This is a genomic window from Pyruvatibacter sp. (assembly GCF_040219635.1).
GTDB lineage: Bacteria > Pseudomonadota > Alphaproteobacteria > CGMCC-115125 > CGMCC-115125 > Pyruvatibacter.
Genome location: NZ_JAVJSC010000002.1, coordinates 104,102 through 126,037, shown reverse-complemented (window position 1 = coordinate 126,037; position 21,936 = coordinate 104,102). Strand labels below are relative to the sequence as shown.

The window sequence follows — 21,936 nt, the reverse complement described above, 5'->3', positions numbered from 1 at the left end:
CAAAAAGCAAAATACAAAGCGCAAAATACCAGTGTCAGACATCAACGATAACGACCCGGCTGAAGATCAGATTGACGCTGATACCGGTGACGGCGGTGCGGGTGATCCGCCTTCTGGTGGTGACGGCATTGGCGGTGGTGATGGCGGGAGCCTGCCTGAAGGCATAGGCCGCATTTCCATCGAAGATGAGATGCGCAGTTCGTATCTCGACTACGCCATGAGCGTGATCGTGTCGCGGGCGCTGCCGGATGCACGCGACGGGCTCAAGCCCGTGCATCGCCGCATTTTGTTCTCGATGAATGAGAACGGCTACGACTGGAACAAGCCGTATCGCAAGTCCGCCCGCGTGGTGGGTGACGTGATCGGTAAGTATCACCCGCATGGTGACCAGTCGATCTATGACGCGCTGGTGCGGATGGCGCAGGACTTTTCGCTGCGGCTGCCGCTGCTCGACGGGCAGGGCAACTTCGGCTCGGTGGACGGTGATCCGCCCGCTGCCATGCGTTACACCGAAGTGCGCATGGGCAAGCCCGCGCACGCGCTGCTGGAAGATATCGACAAAGACACCGTCGATTTTCAGAACAACTATGACGACAGCGAGCGCGAGCCGGTTGTGCTGCCTGCGCGGTTTCCCAATCTGCTGGTCAACGGGGCGGGCGGCATTGCAGTTGGCATGGCCACCAATATCCCGCCACATAACCTTGGCGAGGTTGTGGATGCCTGCATTGCCACGCTGGATACACCGGCAATCAGCGACGATGAACTGATCCGTATTGTGCCGGGTCCGGACTTTCCCACCGGGGGCATAATTCTGGGCCGTTCGGGCATCAACAGCGCCTACCGCGAGGGGCGCGGCTCTGTGGTGATGCGCGGGCGCGCCACCATTGAACAAAACCGCGGTGACCGCGAAGCCATCATCATCACCGAAATTCCCTACCAGGTGAACAAAGCCTCGATGGTGGAGAAGATTGCCGAGCTCGTGCGTGAGAAACGCGTTGAAGGCATCTCGGATCTGCGCGATGAGAGCGACCGCGATGGTATGCGTGTTGTTGTCGAGCTCAAACGCGACGCGGTGGCAGACGTTGTGCTGAACCAGCTTTACCGGTTCTCGCAACTGCAATCGTCGTTTGGCTGCAACATGATTGCGCTGAACGGTGGTCGCCCTGAAATGCTGACCCTGCGGGGGTTCATTGATGCATTCCTGTCGTTCCGTCAGGAAGTAGTGACGCGGCGCACGAAGTTTGAACTCGGCAAGGCGCGCGACCGGGCGCATGTGCTGGTTGGGCTTGCCATTGCCGTTGCCAATATCGACGAAATCATTCGCCTCATCCGCAGTGCGCCGGACCCTGCGACCGCACGCCAGCAGTTGATGGATCGTGACTGGCCTGCCGCTGACGTGGCACCGCTGGTACAGCTCATTGCTGACCCGCGCCATGTGCTAACAGAGGGCAACACCCTGCGCATGAGCGAAGAGCAGGCGCGCGCCATTCTTGACCTGCGTCTGCAACGCCTCACAGCCCTTGGCCGCGATGAAGTGGGCGACGAACTCAAGGGCCTTGGTGAGAAGATCGAAGACTATCTTGAGACATTGCGTTCGCGCGAAAAACTCTTTGGCATTATTCGTGATGAACTGCAGGCGGTTCGTGATGAGTTTGCCACGCCGCGCCGCACTGAAATTGCCGAGTCACTGGGTGACTTTGAAGACGAAGACCTGATCCAGCGTGAAGACATGGTGGTGACGGTCAGCCACGGCGGCTACATCAAGCGTGTGCCGCTGGATACCTACCGGGCGCAGCGTCGCGGCGGCAAGGGCCGCTCCGGCATGGCGACCAAGGACGAGGATTTCGTCAGTAAGATTTTTGTTGCCAACACCCATACGCCGATCCTGTTTTTCTCGTCGGAGGGCATGGTTTATCGGATGAAAGTGTGGCGGCTGCCCGCGGGCTCACCGCAGTCGCGCGGCAAGGCGATGGTCAATCTGCTTCCGCTGAGTGACGGCGAGCGTATTACCTCCGTCATGCCAATGCCAGAAGACGAAGAAAGCTGGAGCAACCTGCAGCTTATGTTTGCTACCCGCTCCGGCGGTGTGCGGCGCAATCAGCTTTCTGATTTTACGCGTATCAATGTCAGCGGCAAAATCGCCATGAAGCTCGACGACCCCAATGACGGTATTCTGGGCGTTGCCATCTGTGGTGAGCACGAAGATGTGTTGCTGACGACAGCCAAAGGCCGCGCCATTCGTTTCCCCGTCACGGATGTACGCGTGTTTGCAGGGCGGACATCCACCGGCGTTCGCGGCATCCGGCTTGACAAGGATGACCAGGTTATTGCCATGGCCATGCTGCGACACACAGGCGCAAGCCCGGCCGAGGCGCGCGCCTACCTCAAGCAGTCACGCGCCATGCGTGCCGCCATTGATGAGGATGGTATTGCGGCGGAGGATGCCGATGACACCGCCGACGACAACGGTGACGACGTGTCGCTGACATCCGAGCGCTACGCCGAGCTTGGTGCGCACGAACAGTTTGTGCTGGCCGTTTCGCAAAACGGGTTTGGTAAACGTACATCGTCCTACGAGTACCGCACGTCCGGGCGCGGCGGCAAAGGCATCATCGCCATGACCGTGACAGAGCGTAACGGTTTGCTGGTTGATGCGTTCCCGGTTGAGGATGCCGACCAGATCATGCTGGTAACGGATGCCGGACAACTCATCCGGTGTCCGGTGAATGACGTGCGCGTGGCCGGACGGGCTACGCAAGGCGTCACAATTTTCCGTACCGCGAGCGACGAGAATGTTGTCTCCATCTCGCATATCGCTGACGCGGGTGAGGATGAGGCGGTTGCCACCGGGGATGCTGATGAAAAGCCGGGTGGGGATGCAGGCCTCGACGAAGGCGGTTCGGACGGCTAAAACACCGCCTCATATTTAGCTGGCGTGTGCAAGACTGTCTTCAATTGTACCGCTGCACGCCAAGAAAATTCGCAGCGTCACAGACGCTGAACCAAGGACAGGGGGCCGCCCGGCATGATGAAGCGGACGGGATTATATCCGGGTACATTCGACCCGATCACAAACGGACACATGGATATAATCGGTCGGGCCATGAAGATGGTGGATCATCTGGTGATTGGCGTTGCCATCAACCGCGACAAAGGCCCGTTGTTTTCACTCGAAGAACGCGTTGCCATGGTTGAAGAGGAAGTTGCCAACCTGCAACGGGACGGCACCACTTCCACGACCGTCAAAGTGCAGCCGTTCGAGTCCCTGCTGATGCATTTCGCTGAGGAAATTGGCGCGCAGATGATTATTCGCGGGCTGCGGGCTGTCTCTGACTTTGAGTACGAGTTTCAGATGGCAGGCATGAACGAGCGTCTTAATCCTGACATTGAAACAGTGTTTCTCATGGCGGAAGCGCAACATCAGGCGGTGGCATCCCGCCTGGTCAAGGAGATTGCCCGGCTGGGGGGAGATATTTCGCACTTCACCACTCCAATGGTGCGCACAAAACTGCTGGCGCGGTTTGAAGAACTCAAACAGGCCGCTTCGTAAACACACTGAATGGCAGCGCGCTGCCGTACGGGAGTAACATAACCAATGCGTATTTCTGATCTCACCATGTCATTGCGTGGCCGCATTCTGGTCGCCGCAGCGCTGCTCTTGGCTGCTGTTGGTTTTACAGCGCCGGGCGCGGCGCAGGTTCCGTTTACTGACGATGCTGAAAACATTCTGGTATTGGAGCTGAGTACCGGAACCGTTGAAATCATGATGCGGCCTGACCTGGCACCACTGCATGTGGAACGCATCAAGAAGCTTGCTCGTGAAAACTTTTATGACGGCATTATTTTTCACCGCGTGATTGACGGTTTCATGGCGCAGACCGGCGATCCCACCGGCACCGGGATGGGTGGTTCACCCTATGCCGATCTTCCCGCTGAGTTTACTGAAACAAAGATGCGCCGTGGCACATTGGGCATGGCACGCTCTGCAAGCCCTGACAGCGCCAACAGCCAGTTTTTCATCATGTTCAATTTCGCACGCCACATGAACAATCCGCGCAACCCGCAGATGTTCTATACCGCATGGGGCGAAGTTGTCAGCGGAATGGACGCTGTGGATGCCTTACCCAAGGGCGAACCTCCGCGTGAGCCGGGCAAAATCATCAGCGCCCGGATCAAGGCTGATATCGCACAGACCGAGTAAACTGCCCCTTCAAAGACACTGACTCAAACCGAAAAAGAGAGCCCCGATGACAGATGCTTCGCCGGAAAACACATTGATCCTCACCCTCAAGGGGGGCGATGTCACAATCGCGCTCAAGCCTGATCTGGCCCCAAACCATGTGGCCCGCATCAAGGAGCTTGTGCGCGACGGTTTTTATGACGGCGTTGTGTTTCATCGGGTGATTGACGGTTTCATGGCGCAGACCGGCGATCCCACCGGCACCGGGATGGGCGGCTCTGGCCAGAACATTAAAGCAGAGTTCTCGCAGGAGCCCCATCTGCGCGGCACCTGTGCTATGGCCCGCGCAGCGGACCCGGACAGCGCGGACAGCCAGTTTTTCATCTGTTTTCAGGAGTCGTCCTGGCTGGATGGTCAGTACACAGTCTGGGGCCAGGTAACCGACGGCATGGACCATGTTGATGGCATTACCAAGGGTGAACCACCGGCCAACCCCGACAAGATTGTGAAAGCCGTCCTTGCCGCAGACGCCTAAAACAGCCGACGGTCGCGACGATGGTCTGAGTCTCGACCGTTTTGACTTTGTCCTTCCTGAAGCGCTGATAGCGCTGCGCCCGGCGCAGCCGCGCGATGCTGCGCGTATGCTTGTCGTCAACGCTAAGAGCGCCGGCAGTATTTCAGATGCGCATGTGCGACATTTACCGGACTATCTCAACGCGGGCGACGTGCTTGTGGTGAATGATACCCAGGTCATTCACGCACGCCTGCGCGGCCAGCGCACGCGGGCTGGCTCTGTTGTGAATGTTGAGCTTCTGCTCCACAAGCCGTCTGCCGAGCCTGGCGTGTGGCACGCATTCGCAAAGCCCGCACGCAGGCTGGCCGCAGGCGATATTGTTGAGGTAAGCCCGGCATTGAGGGCACATGTGAGAGGGCGCGACGGCGGCGACGTGGAGGTTGAACTCGAAGCAACCGGGATGTCGCTGGACGAGGCAATTGCGCAAACCGGCGAGATGCCTCTGCCGCCATACATTGAAGGCAAGCGCAAAGCCGACGCGCAGGACGAGCGGGATTACCAAACCGTGTTTGCCCGCGCGCAGGGCTCGGTCGCAGCGCCAACGGCGGGGTTGCACTTCACGCCCGCACTGCTTGAGGCTTTGGAGAGCATAGGCATTACGCGTCAGACCGTGACGCTTCATGTGGGCGCCGGCACGTTTCTGCCGGTCAAGTCAGACACGCTCGACGGCCACAAGATGCACAGTGAATGGGGCGAGGTAACTCTGGAAACGGCTGCCGCGCTCAATGCTGCACGCGCCGCAGGTGGGCGCATTGTTGCGGTTGGCACTACGTCAATGCGACTGCTGGAAAGCGCTGTTGATACTGATGGCGTCTTTCATCCGTTTACTGATGAAACTGACATCTTCATTAAACCAGGGCATACGTTCAACGCCGTTGATGTATTGATGACCAATTTTCATCTGCCGCGCTCAACGCTTTTTGTTCTGGTATCTGCCTTTGCAGGGCAAGACACCATGCACGCTGCTTATGCGCACGCTATCAAAGAGACCTATCGGTTTTACTCCTACGGCGACGCTTCACTGCTGTTCCGCGCTGCCTGCACGGATGAGAGCGCATGAGCGGATTTTCCTTTCACCTTGACGCCACCGACGGCGAGGCACGCACCGGCCGCGTAGAGACACCGCGCGGCACTATCCGTACACCTGCTTTCATGCCTGTGGGCACGGCGGGAACGGTCAAAGCCATGCTGCCACAGACCGTTGCATCGACAGGTGCCGATATTGTGCTGGGCAACACCTACCACCTGATGCTGCGGCCCGGCGCTGAAGAAGTGGCGGCGCTTGGCGGGCTGCACAGCTTCATGAACTGGCAAAAACCGATTTTGACGGACTCAGGCGGGTTTCAGGTCTGGTCACTGGCCAAGCTGCGCAAAATGACGGAGGAGGGCGTAACATTCCAGAGCCATATCGACGGCTCCACCCATTCCCTGACGCCGGAACGCTCCATTGAGATTCAGTGTCTTCTGGGGTCTGACATCCAGATGATACTTGATGAGTGTACGGATTATCCGGCCACTCGCGCGCAGGCCACATCCTCCATGGAACTGACAACGCGCTGGGCCAGGCGCTCGCGGCAGGCTTTCGCGGACCAACCACAGCGCGTGTCGGGGCAGGCGCTGTTTGGCATTGTTCAAGGCTCAACCTATCCTGATCTGCGGCTGGCCCATGCTCAGGCGATTGTTGATATCGGCTTCGACGGCTACGCACTTGGCGGCTTGTCGGTTGGCGAACAACAGTCCGCCATGCTGGATACGATTGAAGCTGCCGCACCCGCGCTGCCCAGGACGCAGCCGCGCTACCTGATGGGTGTCGGCACACCGGAAGACCTGGTGGAGGCCGTGCGGCGCGGAATTGATATGTTTGATTGCGTGATGCCCACACGCTCTGGCCGCCACGGGCAGGCGTTCACCCGTCATGGCCGGGTCACCCTCAAGAATGCCCGCCATGCCGCCGACCCGCGCCCGCTGGATGACCAGAGCACCTGCGAGGCGGCCAGCGTCTATTCACGCGCCTACCTGCACCATCTGGTGAAATCAGGCGAGTATCTGGCTGCAATGCTGATCACCTGGGCCAATGTGGCTTACTATCAGGCGCTGATGGCCGACATCCGCGCGGCAATCGCCGAGGCACGCTTCGAGGCTTTTGTTGCACAGTTCTATGCTGAGCGCGAAGCAGGCGACATAGAGCCGCTCTAGTGCCCGGCAACGCCAGTTACACCTCAAGCAAAATGCCGCAATCTGGCAGGTTGACCCCGGCGACCCACCCCCCTAGTTTCCCGCCACACAAGGGCGGCGGTCACCAGATTCCCGCTCTCCCCATGTGGGCCCGTAGCTCAGTTGGTAGAGCGGCTGACTTTTAATCAGTAGGTCACAGGTTCGAACCCTGTCGGGCTCACCATTTTTTCGGATATCTGAAACCAAAAAGAAAAGCCGACAGCATGATTGCTGTCGGCTTTGTGTCGCTGGCGAATTGAAGCTAGTGGCTAACGCCCGGCTCCATGCCCTTTGCCTGCTCAACCCATTTGGTGACCATGGATTCGCTGGGCACCTGACGGGTGAGTTTCTTTTCGTCGTTGGTTTTTTGCAGGGCTTCGGCCAGGTTGGCGGCGTTGCGATGCTTGAGTTCCTTGACCGTGTCCACGCCAGCAGCTTCCAGAAGTTCGGCATATTCACCGCCAATGCCTGAGATGCGCATCAGGTCTGCATGGTTTACCCATTTGAGAATAAGCTTCTCGGACAGGCCACTGTCACGCGCAATGTCGCCACGGCCATTTTTTGAAGCCCCAATAGCCAGCAGGTCGGCTGTTGTTTTGATGCCGGCTTTGGCCAGTGCTTCCGCATAGGCTGGGCCGACGCCTTCAATATCTTCAATCGGATAGCTCACAGGTGATGTTCCTTCTTTGAAATGCAGCTCCCTGAAAACTACTAATCAGAGTGCGAATTAGTGTGGTAGCCCCACGCAATACTTAACCTTTACGGCAGTTTGCCGGGTACAGGGCGGGTTGCCAAGCCTTGCGCCGGAGTAATTCGCGCCGACATTTCACTTGAGAAAACACCCGTCGTTCATGGGCCATTTACTGACAGATGCGCTATAGTGTTTGTCGGGGGATTCATCGGCCACTTTTTGGTACACTTATTGGTACAACGGACCAGACGTCCCATGATTTCCAGAACCAGTTCAGCGCGTTCCCGCCTGCTGGCGTTTGCGGCAGCACTTACCGTCATACTTGCGCCGGGAGGACCGGCCAAGTCTCACCCGCATGTCTGGATAGACATGACGGTCTCGTCGATTTTCAATGAGGACGGCGAACTGACGGGCCTGCGCCATATCTGGGCGTTTGATGAGTTTTATACTGTCTTTCAGCTTGAGGACTTTGGTGTCAGCGATGGCACTTCGCCCAGCGACAGTCAGCTTGCGGGCTATGCATCTGACCTGCTGACCAACATTGCTGAGTACGGATATCTCATGCGTGTAGAAGGCAAGGACGGGCGGCTGGAATTAAAGGGCCACAGTGAGAGCGCGCGGCTTCGGCCTGACAACCGCCTTGAGATTACCTTTACTGTGGATGCTCCCGCACCGATTGACCTCACTGACTGGCCGGTGAGTTATTCGGTATTTGATCCACAGTACTTTATTGAAATGCTGCATGAGAAGGACACGGGCGTTTTGATGACCGGGTCACCACCGAGCACCTGCACCTCTGATTTACAACGCCCCAACCCGACATTTGAAATGATAAGTCTGGCCGCCTCGCTGGACCGGCTGGAAACAGGCCCGGACACACTGGGTGCCATGTTTGCGGAAACCGTTGTGATCGATTGCCGGGCGGAAAAAGACCGGGAGACAAACTAAACTATGCGCGTTTGTGTTTCGGCCTTTGTGCTGCTGTGCGCCATGTTGTTTGCGCATGTACCCGCCATTGCCATGTCCCCTATCGCCGTGCCCTCCATTGCCGTGCCCGCCAGTGCCATGCCCGGCCAGGATACTGTTTCAGTCGCACAGAGCACAACGAATGCGGCGAGTGAGCCATCGTTTTTTGCACGTACTGTTCTTTACATTCAGGCAGAGCAGCAGCGGTTGCATAGGTTGCTTGCAGGTGCGATCCGCGACTTGCGCTCCGAAGGCTCGGCCAGCGCGGCATGGGTGCTGATCTCGTTGAGCTTTATGTATGGGTTGTTTCATGCGGCAGGGCCGGGGCATGGCAAGGCCGTGCTGTCGGCCTATCTTTTAACGCAGCCGACAGCACTCAAGCGCAGTCTGGCGCTCGCAGCCGCGTCATCGTTCATGCAGGGCGTAACAGCGATTGTGGTGGTCAGCGGCATCATTGCGGTGTTCGGCCTGGCCATGCGCAGTTCAGGCATTTTCGTGCAGTGGCTTGAGGCGGCCAGTTTCACGCTGGTAGCGCTGGTCGGTACATGGCTTGTCTGGCGATCCGTGCAGGCACTGGCGCCGCGCTTTGGCTATTCGCTGGGCGGGCATACGCATGACCACGGACGCGGGCACGGGCATGACCATGATCATGAGCACGATCACAGTTGTGAAAAGGATCATACGCATGATGCCTCGTGTGGCCACGCTCATGTGCCGACACCGCAGCAGGCGATAAATGCGGGGTCGTTACGCGAAATGGCGGGCGTGGTTTTTTCCATTGGTCTGCGGCCATGCTCGGGCGCGGTGCTTGTGCTGGTATTTGCGCAGGCTGTGGGTATGACGTTTGCCGGTATCGCGGCTGTGCTGGCCATGTCTGCGGGCACGGCGTTCGCCGTGGCGCTGATAGCCCTTGCCGCCGTCGGCGCGCGCGATACGGCGTGGGCGCTGACACGGCTTGATGATGCGCGTGTAGCGCTCACGGCGCACGGCATTGCCATCATCGGGGGGCTGATCCTGATGGTGATGGGCGGGATGCTGGCCTATGCCAGCGCCACTCAGCCAGCCGGCGCTATTTTGGTAATCTAGGGACTTAAGCCGCCTTGCTGGTGCTGCAGCCATTGCGTATTGCTTTGGGTCACACTCATTTGCCGGAGAGTTATTGCCCATGAAAACCCGCGCCGCCCTTGCCGTTGAAGCCGGTCGCCCACTTGCAATTGTCGAGGCTGACCTTGACGGCCCGCGTGCAGGCGAGGTGCTGGTGGAAATCATGGCCACCGGCATCTGCCACACTGATGAGTTCACCTTATCGGGCAAAGACCCGGAAGGACTTTTCCCGTCCATTCTGGGGCATGAGGGCGCCGGTATTGTGCGGGAGATCGGGCAGGGCGTTACATCGCTGGCTGCGGATGACCATGTCATTCCTCTGTACACGCCTGAATGCGGTGAGTGTGAGTATTGCCGTAATCCGAAAACAAACCTGTGTCAGAAAATAAGATCCACGCAGGGGCAGGGACTGATGCCGGACGGAACGAGCCGCTTTTCCGTCGGTGGCAAGCCCGTTCATCACTATATGGGCACCTCAACCTTTTCCAACTTCACGGTGCTGCCGGAGATAGCGCTGGCCAAGGTGCGGCGGGACGCGCCGTTCGACAAGATCTGTTACATCGGTTGTGGCGTGACCACCGGCATCGGCGCGGTCATTCATACAGCCAGGGTTGAAGAAGGCTCGGTGGCCATTGTGTTTGGCCTTGGCGGCATCGGCCTGAATGTGGTGCAGGGGCTGCGCATGGCAGGCGCGCGGATGATTGTGGGCGTTGACCTCAATGATGAGCGCGAGGCGTGGGGCCGCAGGTTCGGCATGACGCATTTTGTCAATCCGGCGCAGGTAACCGGCGATCTGACGGCTTATCTGATTGATCTTACCGGCGGTGGCGGCGACTACACCTTTGAGTGCATCGGCAATACGGATGTGATGCGCGTGGCGCTTGAGAGTGCGCATAAGGGCTGGGGGCAGTCCATCATCATTGGCGTGGCACCGGCGGGGGCCGAGATTTCGACGCGACCGTTTCAGCTTGTGACCGGACGCCATTGGCGCGGCACGGCATTTGGTGGCGCGCGAGGGCGCACGGATGTGCCTCAGATTGTTGACTGGTACATGGACGGAAAGATCGAGATCGACCCGATGATCACGCACACGCTTGCGCTAGAGGATATCAACAAGGGGTTTGATCTGATGGATGCGGGGGAAAGTATCCGCAGTGTGGTCGTGTACTGACGGTTTGGATGTGTGCGGCCGAGATACCAAGAGTGATTGCCGCGATCGTTTGATTGCCCTGAAACACTCTGCGTTTGCACTGCTCACAAAGAGAACGGGCCGTAGAATGCATCCACGGCCCGCTCCGATTAGAGATTCGAAATCAAATGCTTAGCGCGCCATATTGATGATCTTGAGTTGGGTGAACTCTTCCAGCCCATCTGCGCCAAGCTCCGCACCAACGCCCGACATTTTTGAACCGCCAAACGGGATCATCGGGTCGAGTTCAGCGTGCTTGTTCACCCATACCGTGCCTGCGTCCATCTTATCGGCCAACGCGTAAGCGCGGTCTGTGTCCTTCGCCCAGATGGAGCCGCCAAGCCCATAGGGCGAGGCATTGGCACGCGCCACGGCGTCGTCTGCATCACTATATTTGATGACCGGCAGAACGGGGCCGAACTGCTCCTCGTCCACAAGCCGTGTGCCATCTGAAATATCGCGCACGATGGTGGGGCGGATGAAATAGCCCTTGCTGTCGGGGGTCGTCCCACCGGCAATGATCTTGCCGTTGCCACGGGCATCCTCAATCAGCTCCTTCACCTTGTCATACTGCATCTTGTTTTGCAGCGGTCCAAGCTGGGTGCCCTGTTCCAGTCCATCACCAATGATGGCCGCCTCGGCAAGCTGGGCAAGCTCCGCGCACATTTCGTCGTAGATGCTCTCATGCACATACAACCGCTTCATGGCGATGCAGACCTGACCGGAGTTCTGGAATGCTGACTGAAAAAGTTTTGGCGCGGCTTCCTTGGGGTTCACGTCGTCCAGCACAATTCCCGCGTCATTGCCGCCAAGCTCCAGAGTTACACGCTTGAGCAGGCTGGCGGCACCGGCCATGACCTTGGCCCCGGTGGCCGTTGAGCCGGTGAACGAAACTTTGCGGATGTCGGGATGTGCCGTCAGTGGCGCGCCAAGGTCATTGGCATCGGTTATGACGTTCACCACACCTGCGGGCACAATGTCTTTCAGCAGACCTGCCAGCTTGAGGGTTGTCAGCGGTGTTGTGGGGGCAGGCTTCAGCACTACCGTATTGCCGGCCAGCAGTGCCGGGGGCAGTTTGAATGCCATCAGGATCATCGGGAAGTTCCACGGGACGATGGCTCCGATCACACCAAGCGGCTTGCGGTGGGCTTCCACGCGGCGACCGTCGCTGTCGTCCAGAACTTTTACCGGCATATCCAGCGTTGCGAAGTAGCGCATGAAGGCAACCGTGCCCAGCACTTCGCCGGTCGCATCCTGCAGGGGCTTGCCCTGCTCCTGGGTGAGCAGGCGGGCAAAGCTCTCGGCCTCTGCTTCAATGGCACCTGCTATGGCGTTGATGACCGTGCGCCGCTGTTCGATGGGGGTGGCGGCCCATGCTGGGAATGCGGCCTTGGCAGCAGCAACAGCCTCGTTTAGCTGCGCTTCGCTGGCGCGCGGGGCGGCCACAATCACGTCTTCGGTGGCGGGGTTCACCACATCCATTGTCATGTCGCCGTCAACGAGCTTGCCGCCGATAAGCAGGTGATACTGATCGCTCATGTTTTACGTCTCCCTGTAGCGTGCCGGACTTTCCGCACGCAGTTTTTGTTGGCGGAAAGCCTATCGCGTATTTGAGATACGCAAAACTGTTTTAGAGGTTCGCTAATAGGTGCCGGAGACACCCGGACCAAGTGGCAGGCCAAAGGCCATCCAGCCGACAAACAACGTGGTGGAGGCAATGCCGAACGCAACGGCGAACGGCAGCATGGTGGCCACCAGCGTCCCGATGCCGAAATTGGGATCGTAGCGTTTGCCGACAATCAGGATCAGCGGGAAATACGGTAGCAGCGGCGTAATCATGTTGGTAGAGCTGTCACCAATGCGATAGGCCGCCTGGGTCGCTTCCGGTGACAGGCCAAGCAACATCAGCATTGGTACGAAGATGGGTGCCAGAAACGCCCATTTGGCTGACGCACTACCGACCAGAATGTTGATGGTTGCGGCCAGCATGATGAGAGATACCAGCAGCGGCGAGCCGTCAAACCCGATTGACCGCAGCGCGTCTGCCCCCACCACGGCACTGATGACGCCAAGATTGGACCAGTTGAACATGGCAATGAAATGCGCCGCGATGAACGCGAGCACGATATAGACACCAAGGTCTGACATGGCTTCGGCCATCATCTTCACCACATCCTTGTCGGACCTGATGACGCGGGTGGTGATGCCATAGGTGATGCCTGCAATCAGAAACGTCAAAAACATGATGGTGACGAGGCTGCGCATAAGCGGCAGAAACGAGCCGTCATCGCCACGCAAGGGAAAGCCGGGTGCCCAGGCGAGTGCCGCAACTGCGGCGATGATAGCCAGCAGCGATGCCACAGCGGCCTGTATGCCGCGACGTTCGACAGCACTTATGTCAGCGTCGGGAACATCCAGTTTGGTGTGTGTTGGCGTCCATTTGGGCAAACGTGGCTCAACTATTTTGTCTGTTACCCATGTGCCAACAATGACGAACACCGGCACCAGCGCCAGCATCAAATAGTAGTTGGCGGTCACATCCACCACATAGTCAGCAGCCACCAGGCGGGCGGCTTCCTGAGTTATGCCGGCCAGCAACGGGTCCAGCGGGGTCAGAATGAGGTTAGCGCTGAAGCCACCGGCAACACCGGCAAAGCCCGCAGCAAGACCCGCGACGGGATGGCGGCCTGCACCCATAAAAATCGCCGCACCAAGCGGAATGAGTACGACGTATCCGGCATCGGCGGCCAGTGACGACATGACACCGGCGAACACAAGCGCTGCGGTAATCAGCCGCGGACGCACACCCGCCACAAGCGAACGCAGGGCGACGGTCAGGAAGCCGGTTTTTTCGGCTACGCCGACGCCCAGCATCACCAGCAGCACATACCCAAGGGGCGCGAAGCTGGTGAAGGTTGTTGGCATTTCCACGAACAGGCGCTGTAGCTGTTCTGGTGCAAGCAGGTTTTGGGCTGCCACAACGTCGCCGGTGCCGGGGTGGGGAACGGCGACACCGGCTGCTGAGGCAATAACCGATGCGATGACGACAAACACGATCATCAACGCAAATAACGTGACGGGGTCCGGCAGAGCATTGCCGGTACGCTCCACGCTATCCAGGAAGCGGGTCAGCAGACTTCGGTTTGGCGGTGCGGTGGTCATGGCGTTTCGTCCCCCTGTGCCGTTTTGGCGACGGCTCCCAGATCGAATCCACCAAGTCTAACCTTTTCGCAGCCCCAAAGGCAGGAGGCTGACGGCAAAGATAAAGGCCGCTGCAATCACGATAGACGGGCCGGAGGGTGTGTCGAGATACAGCGACAGAAAAAGGCCGCCAATAGCTGAAGCGACGGCAAGCAGCCCGGCACCAATGGCCATATGTTCGGGCGATGACGCAAACCGGCGCGCAGAGGCCGCGGGAATGATGAGCAGTGCTGTCACCAGCAACACGCCGACAACTTTCATCGCTACCGCAATCATGATGGCCAGCAGCAACACGAGTGCAATCCGCTGGTATGCGGGGTTCACGCCCTCGGCGGCGGCCAGTTCTTCGTCCATGGTGGCTGCCACGAGCGGACGCCAGATATACATCAGGATGGCCAGCACAGCGGCGGCAAGGCCGAAGATAATGGCGAGGTCAGATGCTGTCACCGCCAGCACATCGCCAAACAGATATGCGGTGAGGTCAACGCGCAGACCAGGTGTGAGGGCGATGATGATGACGCCCAGAGCAAGCGATGCGTGTGCCAGAATGCCAAGCAGTGTATCCAGCGCCAGACCAACGCGGTTTTCCAGTGTCAGCAGCAACAGCGCGACTGTGACCGTTACCAGAGCAACACCCAAAGTAAGGTTGATGCCAAGCACGATGCCAAGACCGATACCAAGCAGCGCTGCGTGAGCCGTCGTGTCGCCAAAATAGGCCATGCGTCGCCACACCACGAAGCAGCCTAATGGCCCGGCCATAACGCCCACACCGACGGCGGCCAACATGGCGCGGACAAAAAAATCATCCAGCATGGGAATGATCCTTTGCGCCGTGGCCTTCGATGCTGTCGGAAAGGCCATGTTCATGGTCGTGGCGGTGTTCGTAGAAGGCCAGAGCATCAGCCGCCTTGGGTCCGAACAGGCGGACATATTCCGAGTGTTGCGACACCTCGTGGGGCTGGCCCGTGCAGCACACATGGCCGTTGAGGCATACAACGTTGTCGGTTGCAGCCATCACCACATGCAGATCGTGGGAAATCATCAGCACACCGCAGCCGCGCTCATCCCGGATGCGCTGGATCAACGCGTAGAGCGCCAACTCGCCCGCGTGATCGACGCCCGTCACCGGCTCGTCCAGCACCAGCAAATCTGGCTGACGGATGAGCGCGCGGGCCAGCAATACACGGCGGAACTCACCGCCTGAAAGTGTGTGGACGGAGGCATCTGTCAGGTGTGCCACGCCGGTTTCGGTCAGGGCATCATGCACCTGTGCCCGGCTGGCGCGCATGGTTGCGCTCATCAGGCGGGCGACGCTGACCGGCATCATCGGGTTGAGCGTGAGCTTTTGCGGCACGTAGCCCACAGTTAGGCCGGGCTTTTGCGTTACGGTGCCTGCGCTGAGCGGCACGAGGTTCAGGAGCGCGCGTACAAGGGTGGTCTTGCCACCGCCGTTAGGGCCAATGATCGTGACGATCTGGCCTGGCTCCACGCGCAGATCAATGTCGTGCAGCAGCGTACGCCCGCCGATCGTCACCCCGATTTTGTTCGCGGCAATCAAAGATGGGGGCGTCACGCGCACGCTCCACACAAACCGGAGACTTCAACCGTTGTCTGCACCGGCTTGAAATCACTGTCCTGCGCCACGCGGGTGACGGCCCGCGAAATGGCGGGAGCTTCGAACTCCGCAACCTGGCCACAGGACGTGCAGACCAGAATCATCGGCTTGTGCGCATGGCCGGCGCTTGGACAGGCCATAAACGCATTACGGCTTTCAACCTTGTGGGCCAGTCCGTTGCTGACAAGAAAATCCAGTGCTCTGTAAACAACCGAGGGGGCTGGGCGGCGGCCGCGCCAGTCGATCTGCCCCATAATATCGTAGGCACCAAGAGCCTGATGACCGGCCAGCAACACATTCAGAACGGCTTCCCGGTCGGCCGTGAGGCGGGCGCCGGTTTGCGCCAGTTGCTTTTTCGCACAGGCGAGCGCGCCGCTGCGGCAGCGGGTGTGATCATGGGATTCTGACGGAAAGCCCTGTGGCTGCATCCGGGTGGCCATTGATTGCTCACGGTTGTTTATCTTGCGAAAGACGGTGTGTGATAATATAACACATCCGAACTTAGGCAAGACTGTTGCCAGGAATGTTGCATGGAGAGTAGGCCAATGTTGCTACGGTGTGGGATTAAAACATTGAGTGCGGTTGTGGCCCTCACGGTGTTTTCGGGCGCGGCTGGAGCCGACACATCTGACACCAATGCGCAGAATGCGCCAGGGGTGGTTGCGACCATTCCGGCAGTTCATTCAATCGTCAGCGGTGTGCTTGGTGACAAATCTGAAGCGCATCTGCTGGTTCCCGGCAATGCATCACCACACTCCTACAACCTCAGACCCTCCGATGCGCGCGCGTTAAGCGAGGCAGAGCTGGTTGTCTGGGTAGGGCCTCAGCTTGAGACATTTCTGGACGGACGAATTGAGCAACTTGCGCCAGAGGCGCAGATTATCAGCATGACAAAACTTGAAGATGCCGTGCTGCTGCCGATCCGTGCCGGAGGGTTGTGGGATGCGCACGACCATGCGCACGGCCATTCGCACGATCACGGCGGACATGACCATGCGAAGCATGATGACCATGCTGATCACGATGACCATGCTCATGCAGATGACCATGGGCACAAAAAGCATGGCGATGAACATGACCATGCCAAACACGATGATCACGCACATGACGACCACGCTAAACACGACGACCATGCTAAACACGATGGCCATGCGGATGAGGATCATGCTGCGCTAGACGTTGACGGACATGTCTGGCTTGACCCTCGCAACGCTGTGGCTCTAAGCGCTGCTGTGGCTGATGCGCTGGGCGCAATTACACCCGCTGACGCAGACTATTATGCAGCCAACCATGCACGCCAGGCAGAGCGGCTGAATGCAATGGATGCCTCTCTCATGGAGGCGCTAGCGCCGATCCAGCAGGTGCCGTTCATTGTTTTTCATGACGCATATCAGTATTTCGAGACGCGGTATGATCTGGGGAGCGTTGGCTCTGTCACGGTGTCACCCGAAGTGGCCCCCGGTGCCCAAAGAGTACGCGCCATTCAAACGCGCATTGCCGAGCGTGGTGCAAAGTGTGTTTTTGCCGAGCCGCAGTTTCGGCCGGCAATCCTGGACGCCATCACCGAGGGAACGCCGACACGAACATCGGTACTGGACCCGGTGGGTGCTGATATCACGCCGGGCGCAGACCTGTATGAGCAACTGATGCGCGCGCTGGCAGACAACATGCTGACCTGCCTGAGCCCGGATGCTACGCAAACGCCCTAAAGGCAAACCAGTAACTTCCGGCAATGCACAATACGGTTGCCGCAGCCGTGCGAATGCTGATCGTTGTTGTGCCCGAAAGGCGCGGAGCGACGAGCATGGCGGCACTCCAAACCGCGATCACGAGCAATAGCTGCCCAAGTTCGACTCCCACATTGAAGCCGAACAACGCCAATGCCAGCCGCTCCGCTGGCAGGCCGAGTTCCAACAGTACGCCGGCAAACCCAAAGCCGTGAACCAGCCCAAACACGCCTGTGAGCCATGGCAATAGGCGTAGGGAGTGGTGTTGATCGCGGGTCAGAAAAGCATAGCCGCCTACCAGCAGTATGAGACCAACCCAGACAAGCGTTGGCAGGGCACCACCCATAACCATGCTGATACATGCCAATATCGCCAGCAGGCCAAGCGCCAATGCGGTGGCACCGGCTGCAAGCCCGCGCGGCGCGGCGAGACTTTCAACAGCCACCAGCATGATTGTGAAGGCGATGAGGGCTTCCACAACCGGCGGGTTGGGCACGGCGAGGCCAAGCACGGCCAGGCTGAGGGTAATGCTGTGACCAATGGTGAATCCGGTCACGACAAACACGACGTCGCGCAGGCGGCGGCACAGCAACAGCAGGCCTATCAGGAAGGCCACATGGTCAATCCCTTCCAGAATATGCTGGGTGCCAAGCGAGACATACCGCATGAGCGTTGCCGAAGCCGTTTCGATGATCGGGGCAACCGCACCGTCACTTGAAAACACAAATGTTGCCGTGCGGTTGGTCGCCGTCATCAACCGTTCTTCAAACGCGCCATCTGCAGCGCGGGCGCGGGCAAAGTGGATGTGGCGGCTGGCAACAGGAAAAAATGCATTGTTGGTGACACGCACAGGCGCCTGCGCCTGTGTGGCGGGACATTGAAACGTCAATTCAAAACGCAATTCAGCGGTGCTCGCCCGGCGTGGTGCAGGGGCCCTGGTCAACGCACACATGGCGTCGCCACGCTCAATGGTGACGGATTGCGCCAGGTGCGTGGCAAACAGCGAGGGCAGACTTACCGCCTGCGGGTCCAACACGCCCAGGCGTGTTACTTCGCGGGCGCTGGCCTGAAAGGTGATGGTAACGGTATCGCCCGCCAATGTGAGAGATGACATTGACTGGCTGCGGGTATGTGCCGAGGCAGGCCATGCCAGTGCTGTTGTTAAAGCAAGCAGGACACCAGCGGCGATGCCTCTCAGACGCGCGGCTGACCAGATCACCGGATGACCTGCGGATGTGCCTCAGGTTCGGCGGCATATCCGTCCGCGAAGTCTATTTCCGCGCGTGACCATAACCAGTCAAGGTAGTGGCGCAGAGCTGCGTCTCCGCGTCTGCGGATGAACTCGGCCTCGACCAGAGAACGGACATCAGCAAACGGACGTGGTGTGCCCGGAAGAGTGGCGACAACCTTAAAAACGCTTTGACCGCCGGGAACGGGGAGGGGATCGGATATCTCGCCCTTGCTCAGTGTACTGAGGGCTGTAGCCGCAGTGGGTCCCGTATAGTCTCGCAGCTTCGAATATGGCAGCGGCCCGTCAGGCACAGGCAGGGTTACAGGATCTGCGTATCGGGCTCGCACACTGCTGAAAGTTTCACCGGCGTTCAGCGCCTCACGTATGGCGGCCAGCGTTTGGTCTGATTGTGGACCGTTGCGCACGAATATCTGTTTGACCTGCACACGACCAACACCGGAAAAAAGCGCCGGACTTTCTTCATACAGTTGCCTCAAGTCGGCCTCTGTAGGCTCCATATTGGCAGCGTCATCAATCACTGACACGATCATGGCGTTGACAATGGCCTTGCGGACGGTGTTGTCGCTGTCCACAAGGCCAACCTCAACGCCGCGCTGAATAAGCAGCTCTTCATCAATCAGGCGACCCAAGATGCGCGCGCGGTCGGCCTGTGTCATTTCGTTGCGCTTGTCAGCGGCCACGGCTTCAATTGCGAGCGTCACATCATCTGCCGTTACGACGGCAGCGTTCACCGTCGCCGCAATGCCTTGTTCGCCTCCCCAGGGCGCAAAAGGGTTTTGTGCCAGGGCACCCCACAAACCAAGCACAAGGCCCAGTATGACAGCCGCCCCGGCGATACGTACCCGGCTTGCATCCTTCAGCAGCGTCACTAGCCGCGCCAGTTTACATAGATGGGCGACGACCACGCGCGGTGCCCCACATCCGCCAAACAGGCATCATCAGGGGCAGTGCGGAAGTCGGCGTAGCATGGGTTTACCTTTATGCAGTTGCCGTCGTCATCGTAGTCACACCGCAGATTGGCACCGTTGATGGCAGGCGTTTTTTCCTGCACGGCGCGTGCGTAGTAGAGCGTGTCGCGACCAAGCTCAGCATACTCAGGGTCCGTAAACGTGAATGAGCAACCGCTTTCATCCGCCTCGCACTGGTGGGTGATGAATGCATCATCCACCAGATCAGCAACGTCTTCGGTGCCATCAATCTGCGGACGTATACGGATGATCTCAATGCGATCTATCACGTTACGTGTGTCGGTAGGGTTGTAGCATTCACCCCGGCACAGCATCTCAAACCGGTCTTCAGGCAGCGCGGCCCCGGCATGATCAGGACAGCCGGGTTTTTGCTTGAAGGCACCAACGGCGCGAACGCGGAAAGTGGGGTTTACATCGCTTTCAACGGTTGCGCCCATAGAGGCCACAACAACAGGTTCGGAATCAAAAGCAAGAACTGCGGGCGCTGCAACGTCGGCATCCGGTGCTTCGCTGCCTGCTGTTGTCTCATCAACAGGGGCGGGCGCGGGTGCATTTGCGGGCTCAATCATATCGAACCAGAGCAACATGCGGGGGCCGGATGTGCCGTAGGTTTCCCTGCGCTTGAGGGCATCAAATATGGCGTCGCGATCGCGACCTTCAGAATGTACCGCGGCAAGGCCGCCGGCGGTCCAGAACGAGCCCTGACGCTCGAACTCCACAAGCTGGAAGCCAGGCACATCTGCAATGTCTTCCTGCGTCAGGGGAATGGATTGTGCCAACGGCTCTTCCTGTGGCAGACGCTGACGGTCCATCCACGCCTGACTGCGCGGACCCCGCGCATCTGACTGATTTTCACGGTCAACGGCCTTGTAGCCGGTGCCCGGGCGGGCGCGGTGGGTGTCGCTTGAGGCGATGAAGCCCCAGTTGAACCGCCTGGGGTTGTCGGGATCGTCCAGATTGCTGATCGCCATGCCGTATTGCACCGACGTGCCGGGGCGATGGTTGAACGGCGGCAGGAAGCAATCGCGGCACTGACCCGCATCCAGATACTCGGTGGAGTCTTCGCCGCTGATGGTCATGTGACCGGCGATGGAAAGCTGCGCGAAGTTCTGTCGGGCTTCACGCGCGCGGGTGTCGCATGTGGCATCGTCCTCACCCGCAGCTTCGCAGCGTGCACGGATGATTTCTCCCCCCCGCCAGCACGAGGGAACATAATTGTAGCTGGGTGCAGGGCAGGCAATGTTACCGTCGGCGTCAATGGTTGCGGCGCGCCAGGGGCGATACTCTTCAGAGTTGCCGTGGCCCGACATCACCTCAATCAGTTCCTGTTTTTCAGGGCGCATATCGGCCTTGAGCTGCTTGTCCAGCGTGGTGCCTGTGGGGGTGTAAAAGCCCCAGGCTGTGCCATGGGGAATAATCAGCGGATCAAGCTCAAGTTCGTCAAACAGCTTGCGGGCCAGATCGCCGGGCGTGTCTGCGCTTTCGTAACAGGCAGGGTCCAGTTCGTTGGACGGCACCCCTTCGTCGCACATGGGCACATCGCGGGTTTCGCGCATGTACTCACGGAAGTTCAAATACGGCTCACGGTTTGACCAGTCCACGATGGCAGTGGCCACCGGCAGATTACCTATCGAGCCGCGCAATGCATCGGTTGCCACACCGCCTGCGCCAATGGCGCGCGGCGATACTTCGTCGTCCTCCAGGCCACGGAAAATCACGTTCTTGTGGCCGAAGTGCTCGTCAGGCGTAGCTCCGACCTGCGTCCATTCGAAGCCCATGAACGACACCATGTCCGGGTCATCGGGGTCACCGGCGACCGCGTTGCACTGGCGGATTGTGTCTTTTGCTTCCTGCCAGCGGCGCGGCGTTGAGGCTTCCGCGTGATCGGTGATTGACCAGAAGTCGAGCGCTGAACAATGGCGGGCAAAGTCACAGGCATCTGCCAGCGGGTGCGCGCCGGGGCCGGAGTTCATCGGCAAGGCCCACAGGAAAGCATCTGTTGAAAATGTTGTGTGGACGTGCAGGTCGCCGAACAAAATCTGTTTGGGATCAGCAACGTCCAGAGCAGCGGCGGCCTGTGCCTGTGCAGCCTCGCGGGCTTCGACAACTTCCGGCGGGGTCTCGGTTCCCTCCGGCTCGCCTGCGTGCATGGTTTCACCGGCAAAATTGGCCAGATAATAATAGCCACCCGCAAGGGCAACGCCGATCACGACGACGCCTATCAACAGATACCGCATGTGCTTCATCTCCCCTCA

Annotated in this window: 19 protein-coding genes and 1 tRNA gene; 11 read left to right on the top strand and 9 right to left on the bottom strand. The window is 59.0% G+C overall.

The genetic code is table 11. From position 1 onward, the window contains the following. Positions 1-127: 127 nt before the first annotated feature. From gyrA to RIB87_RS01535, 7 genes are all read left to right on the top strand, one after another. Positions 128-2,911, top strand: a complete 2,784-nt coding sequence (gene gyrA / locus RIB87_RS01565) for a DNA gyrase subunit A (RefSeq protein ID WP_502943196.1) — start codon at positions 128-130, stop codon at positions 2,909-2,911. 114 nt (positions 2,912-3,025) lie between these two features. Further along, positions 3,026-3,550: a pantetheine-phosphate adenylyltransferase gene (gene coaD / locus RIB87_RS01560; protein ID WP_350142796.1), complete on the top strand. Its 525-nt coding sequence runs from the start codon at positions 3,026-3,028 to the stop codon at positions 3,548-3,550. Between the two features lie 45 nt (positions 3,551-3,595). Next, positions 3,596-4,201, top strand: a complete 606-nt coding sequence (locus RIB87_RS01555) for a peptidylprolyl isomerase (RefSeq protein WP_350142794.1) — start codon at positions 3,596-3,598, stop codon at positions 4,199-4,201. 46 nt (positions 4,202-4,247) lie between these two features. Further along, positions 4,248-4,715 carry a peptidylprolyl isomerase gene (locus RIB87_RS01550; protein WP_350142792.1) on the top strand — a complete coding sequence of 156 codons (468 nt, stop codon included), beginning with the start codon at positions 4,248-4,250 and terminating at the stop codon, positions 4,713-4,715. 25 nt (positions 4,716-4,740) lie between these two features. Next, the gene (queA, locus tag RIB87_RS01545) at positions 4,741-5,814 is read left to right on the top strand and encodes a tRNA preQ1(34) S-adenosylmethionine ribosyltransferase-isomerase QueA (RefSeq protein WP_350143511.1); all 1,074 of its coding nucleotides are present in this window, start codon (positions 4,741-4,743) and stop codon (positions 5,812-5,814) included. Beyond that, on the top strand, positions 5,811-6,950 hold the full coding sequence (gene tgt / locus RIB87_RS01540; protein WP_350142790.1) for a tRNA guanosine(34) transglycosylase Tgt: 1,140 nt from the start codon (positions 5,811-5,813) through the stop codon (positions 6,948-6,950). The genes queA and tgt overlap by 4 nt, the downstream gene beginning before the upstream one ends. Positions 6,951-7,076: 126 nt before the next feature. Next, a tRNA-Lys gene (locus RIB87_RS01535) sits at positions 7,077-7,152 on the top strand. A 78-nt stretch (positions 7,153-7,230) separates the two neighbouring features. Here RIB87_RS01535 and RIB87_RS01530 read toward each other — a convergent pair. Then, positions 7,231-7,638 (bottom strand): DUF4332 domain-containing protein, encoded by a 408-nt coding sequence (locus tag RIB87_RS01530; protein ID WP_350142788.1) that lies wholly within the window; start codon positions 7,636-7,638, stop codon positions 7,231-7,233. A 276-nt stretch (positions 7,639-7,914) separates the two neighbouring features. Between RIB87_RS01530 and RIB87_RS01525 the strand changes: the two genes are divergently transcribed. The 3 genes from RIB87_RS01525 to RIB87_RS01515 all read left to right on the top strand — a co-directional run bounded on the left by RIB87_RS01525 (position 7,915) and on the right by RIB87_RS01515 (position 10,900). Beyond that, the gene (locus RIB87_RS01525) at positions 7,915-8,607 is read left to right on the top strand and encodes a DUF1007 family protein (RefSeq protein WP_350142786.1); all 693 of its coding nucleotides are present in this window, start codon (positions 7,915-7,917) and stop codon (positions 8,605-8,607) included. A gap of 3 nt (positions 8,608-8,610) precedes the next feature. Then, a complete protein-coding gene (locus tag RIB87_RS01520) occupies positions 8,611-9,711 on the top strand; it encodes a nickel/cobalt transporter (protein ID WP_350142782.1) in 1,101 nt (366 codons plus the stop codon). 79 nt (positions 9,712-9,790) lie between these two features. Then, complete coding sequence (locus RIB87_RS01515; protein ID WP_350142780.1) at positions 9,791-10,900, top strand: S-(hydroxymethyl)glutathione dehydrogenase/class III alcohol dehydrogenase; 1,110 nt, start codon at positions 9,791-9,793, stop codon at positions 10,898-10,900. 150 nt (positions 10,901-11,050) lie between these two features. On the opposite strand, the gene RIB87_RS01510 is transcribed toward RIB87_RS01515, so the two are convergent. The 5 genes from RIB87_RS01510 to RIB87_RS01490 all read right to left on the bottom strand — a co-directional run bounded on the left by RIB87_RS01510 (position 11,051) and on the right by RIB87_RS01490 (position 16,174). Continuing rightward, positions 11,051-12,457, bottom strand: a complete 1,407-nt coding sequence (locus tag RIB87_RS01510) for an aldehyde dehydrogenase family protein (RefSeq protein WP_350142777.1) — start codon at positions 12,455-12,457, stop codon at positions 11,051-11,053. A 102-nt stretch (positions 12,458-12,559) separates the two neighbouring features. Then, positions 12,560-14,080, bottom strand: a complete 1,521-nt coding sequence (locus RIB87_RS01505) for an AbgT family transporter (RefSeq protein WP_350142775.1) — start codon at positions 14,078-14,080, stop codon at positions 12,560-12,562. A 57-nt stretch (positions 14,081-14,137) separates the two neighbouring features. Beyond that, a complete protein-coding gene (locus RIB87_RS01500; protein WP_350142773.1) occupies positions 14,138-14,932 on the bottom strand; it encodes a metal ABC transporter permease in 795 nt (264 codons plus the stop codon). Next, positions 14,922-15,692 (bottom strand): ATP-binding cassette domain-containing protein, encoded by a 771-nt coding sequence (locus RIB87_RS01495; RefSeq protein WP_350142771.1) that lies wholly within the window; start codon positions 15,690-15,692, stop codon positions 14,922-14,924. The genes RIB87_RS01500 and RIB87_RS01495 overlap by 11 nt, the downstream gene beginning before the upstream one ends. Next, on the bottom strand, positions 15,689-16,174 hold the full coding sequence (locus tag RIB87_RS01490; protein ID WP_350142768.1) for a Fur family transcriptional regulator: 486 nt from the start codon (positions 16,172-16,174) through the stop codon (positions 15,689-15,691). The genes RIB87_RS01495 and RIB87_RS01490 overlap by 4 nt, the downstream gene beginning before the upstream one ends. Positions 16,175-16,306: 132 nt before the next feature. Between RIB87_RS01490 and RIB87_RS01485 the strand changes: the two genes are divergently transcribed. Further along, positions 16,307-17,443 (top strand): zinc ABC transporter substrate-binding protein, encoded by a 1,137-nt coding sequence (locus RIB87_RS01485; RefSeq protein ID WP_350142764.1) that lies wholly within the window; start codon positions 16,307-16,309, stop codon positions 17,441-17,443. Here RIB87_RS01485 and RIB87_RS01480 read toward each other — a convergent pair. From RIB87_RS01480 to RIB87_RS01470, 3 genes are all read right to left on the bottom strand, one after another. Continuing rightward, positions 17,427-18,575, bottom strand: a complete 1,149-nt coding sequence (locus RIB87_RS01480; RefSeq protein ID WP_350142762.1) for a HupE/UreJ family protein — start codon at positions 18,573-18,575, stop codon at positions 17,427-17,429. The two genes, RIB87_RS01485 and RIB87_RS01480, sit on opposite strands and share 17 nt — an antisense overlap. 101 nt (positions 18,576-18,676) lie before the next feature. Continuing rightward, entirely contained in the window at positions 18,677-19,582 is a 906-nt protein-coding gene (locus tag RIB87_RS01475; RefSeq protein WP_350142760.1) for a peptidylprolyl isomerase, read from the bottom strand. After that, positions 19,582-21,918: a DUF3604 domain-containing protein gene (locus RIB87_RS01470; protein WP_350142758.1), complete on the bottom strand. Its 2,337-nt coding sequence runs from the start codon at positions 21,916-21,918 to the stop codon at positions 19,582-19,584. Before RIB87_RS01470 ends, RIB87_RS01475 begins: the two co-directional genes overlap by 1 nt. Positions 21,919-21,936 lie beyond the last annotated feature (18 nt).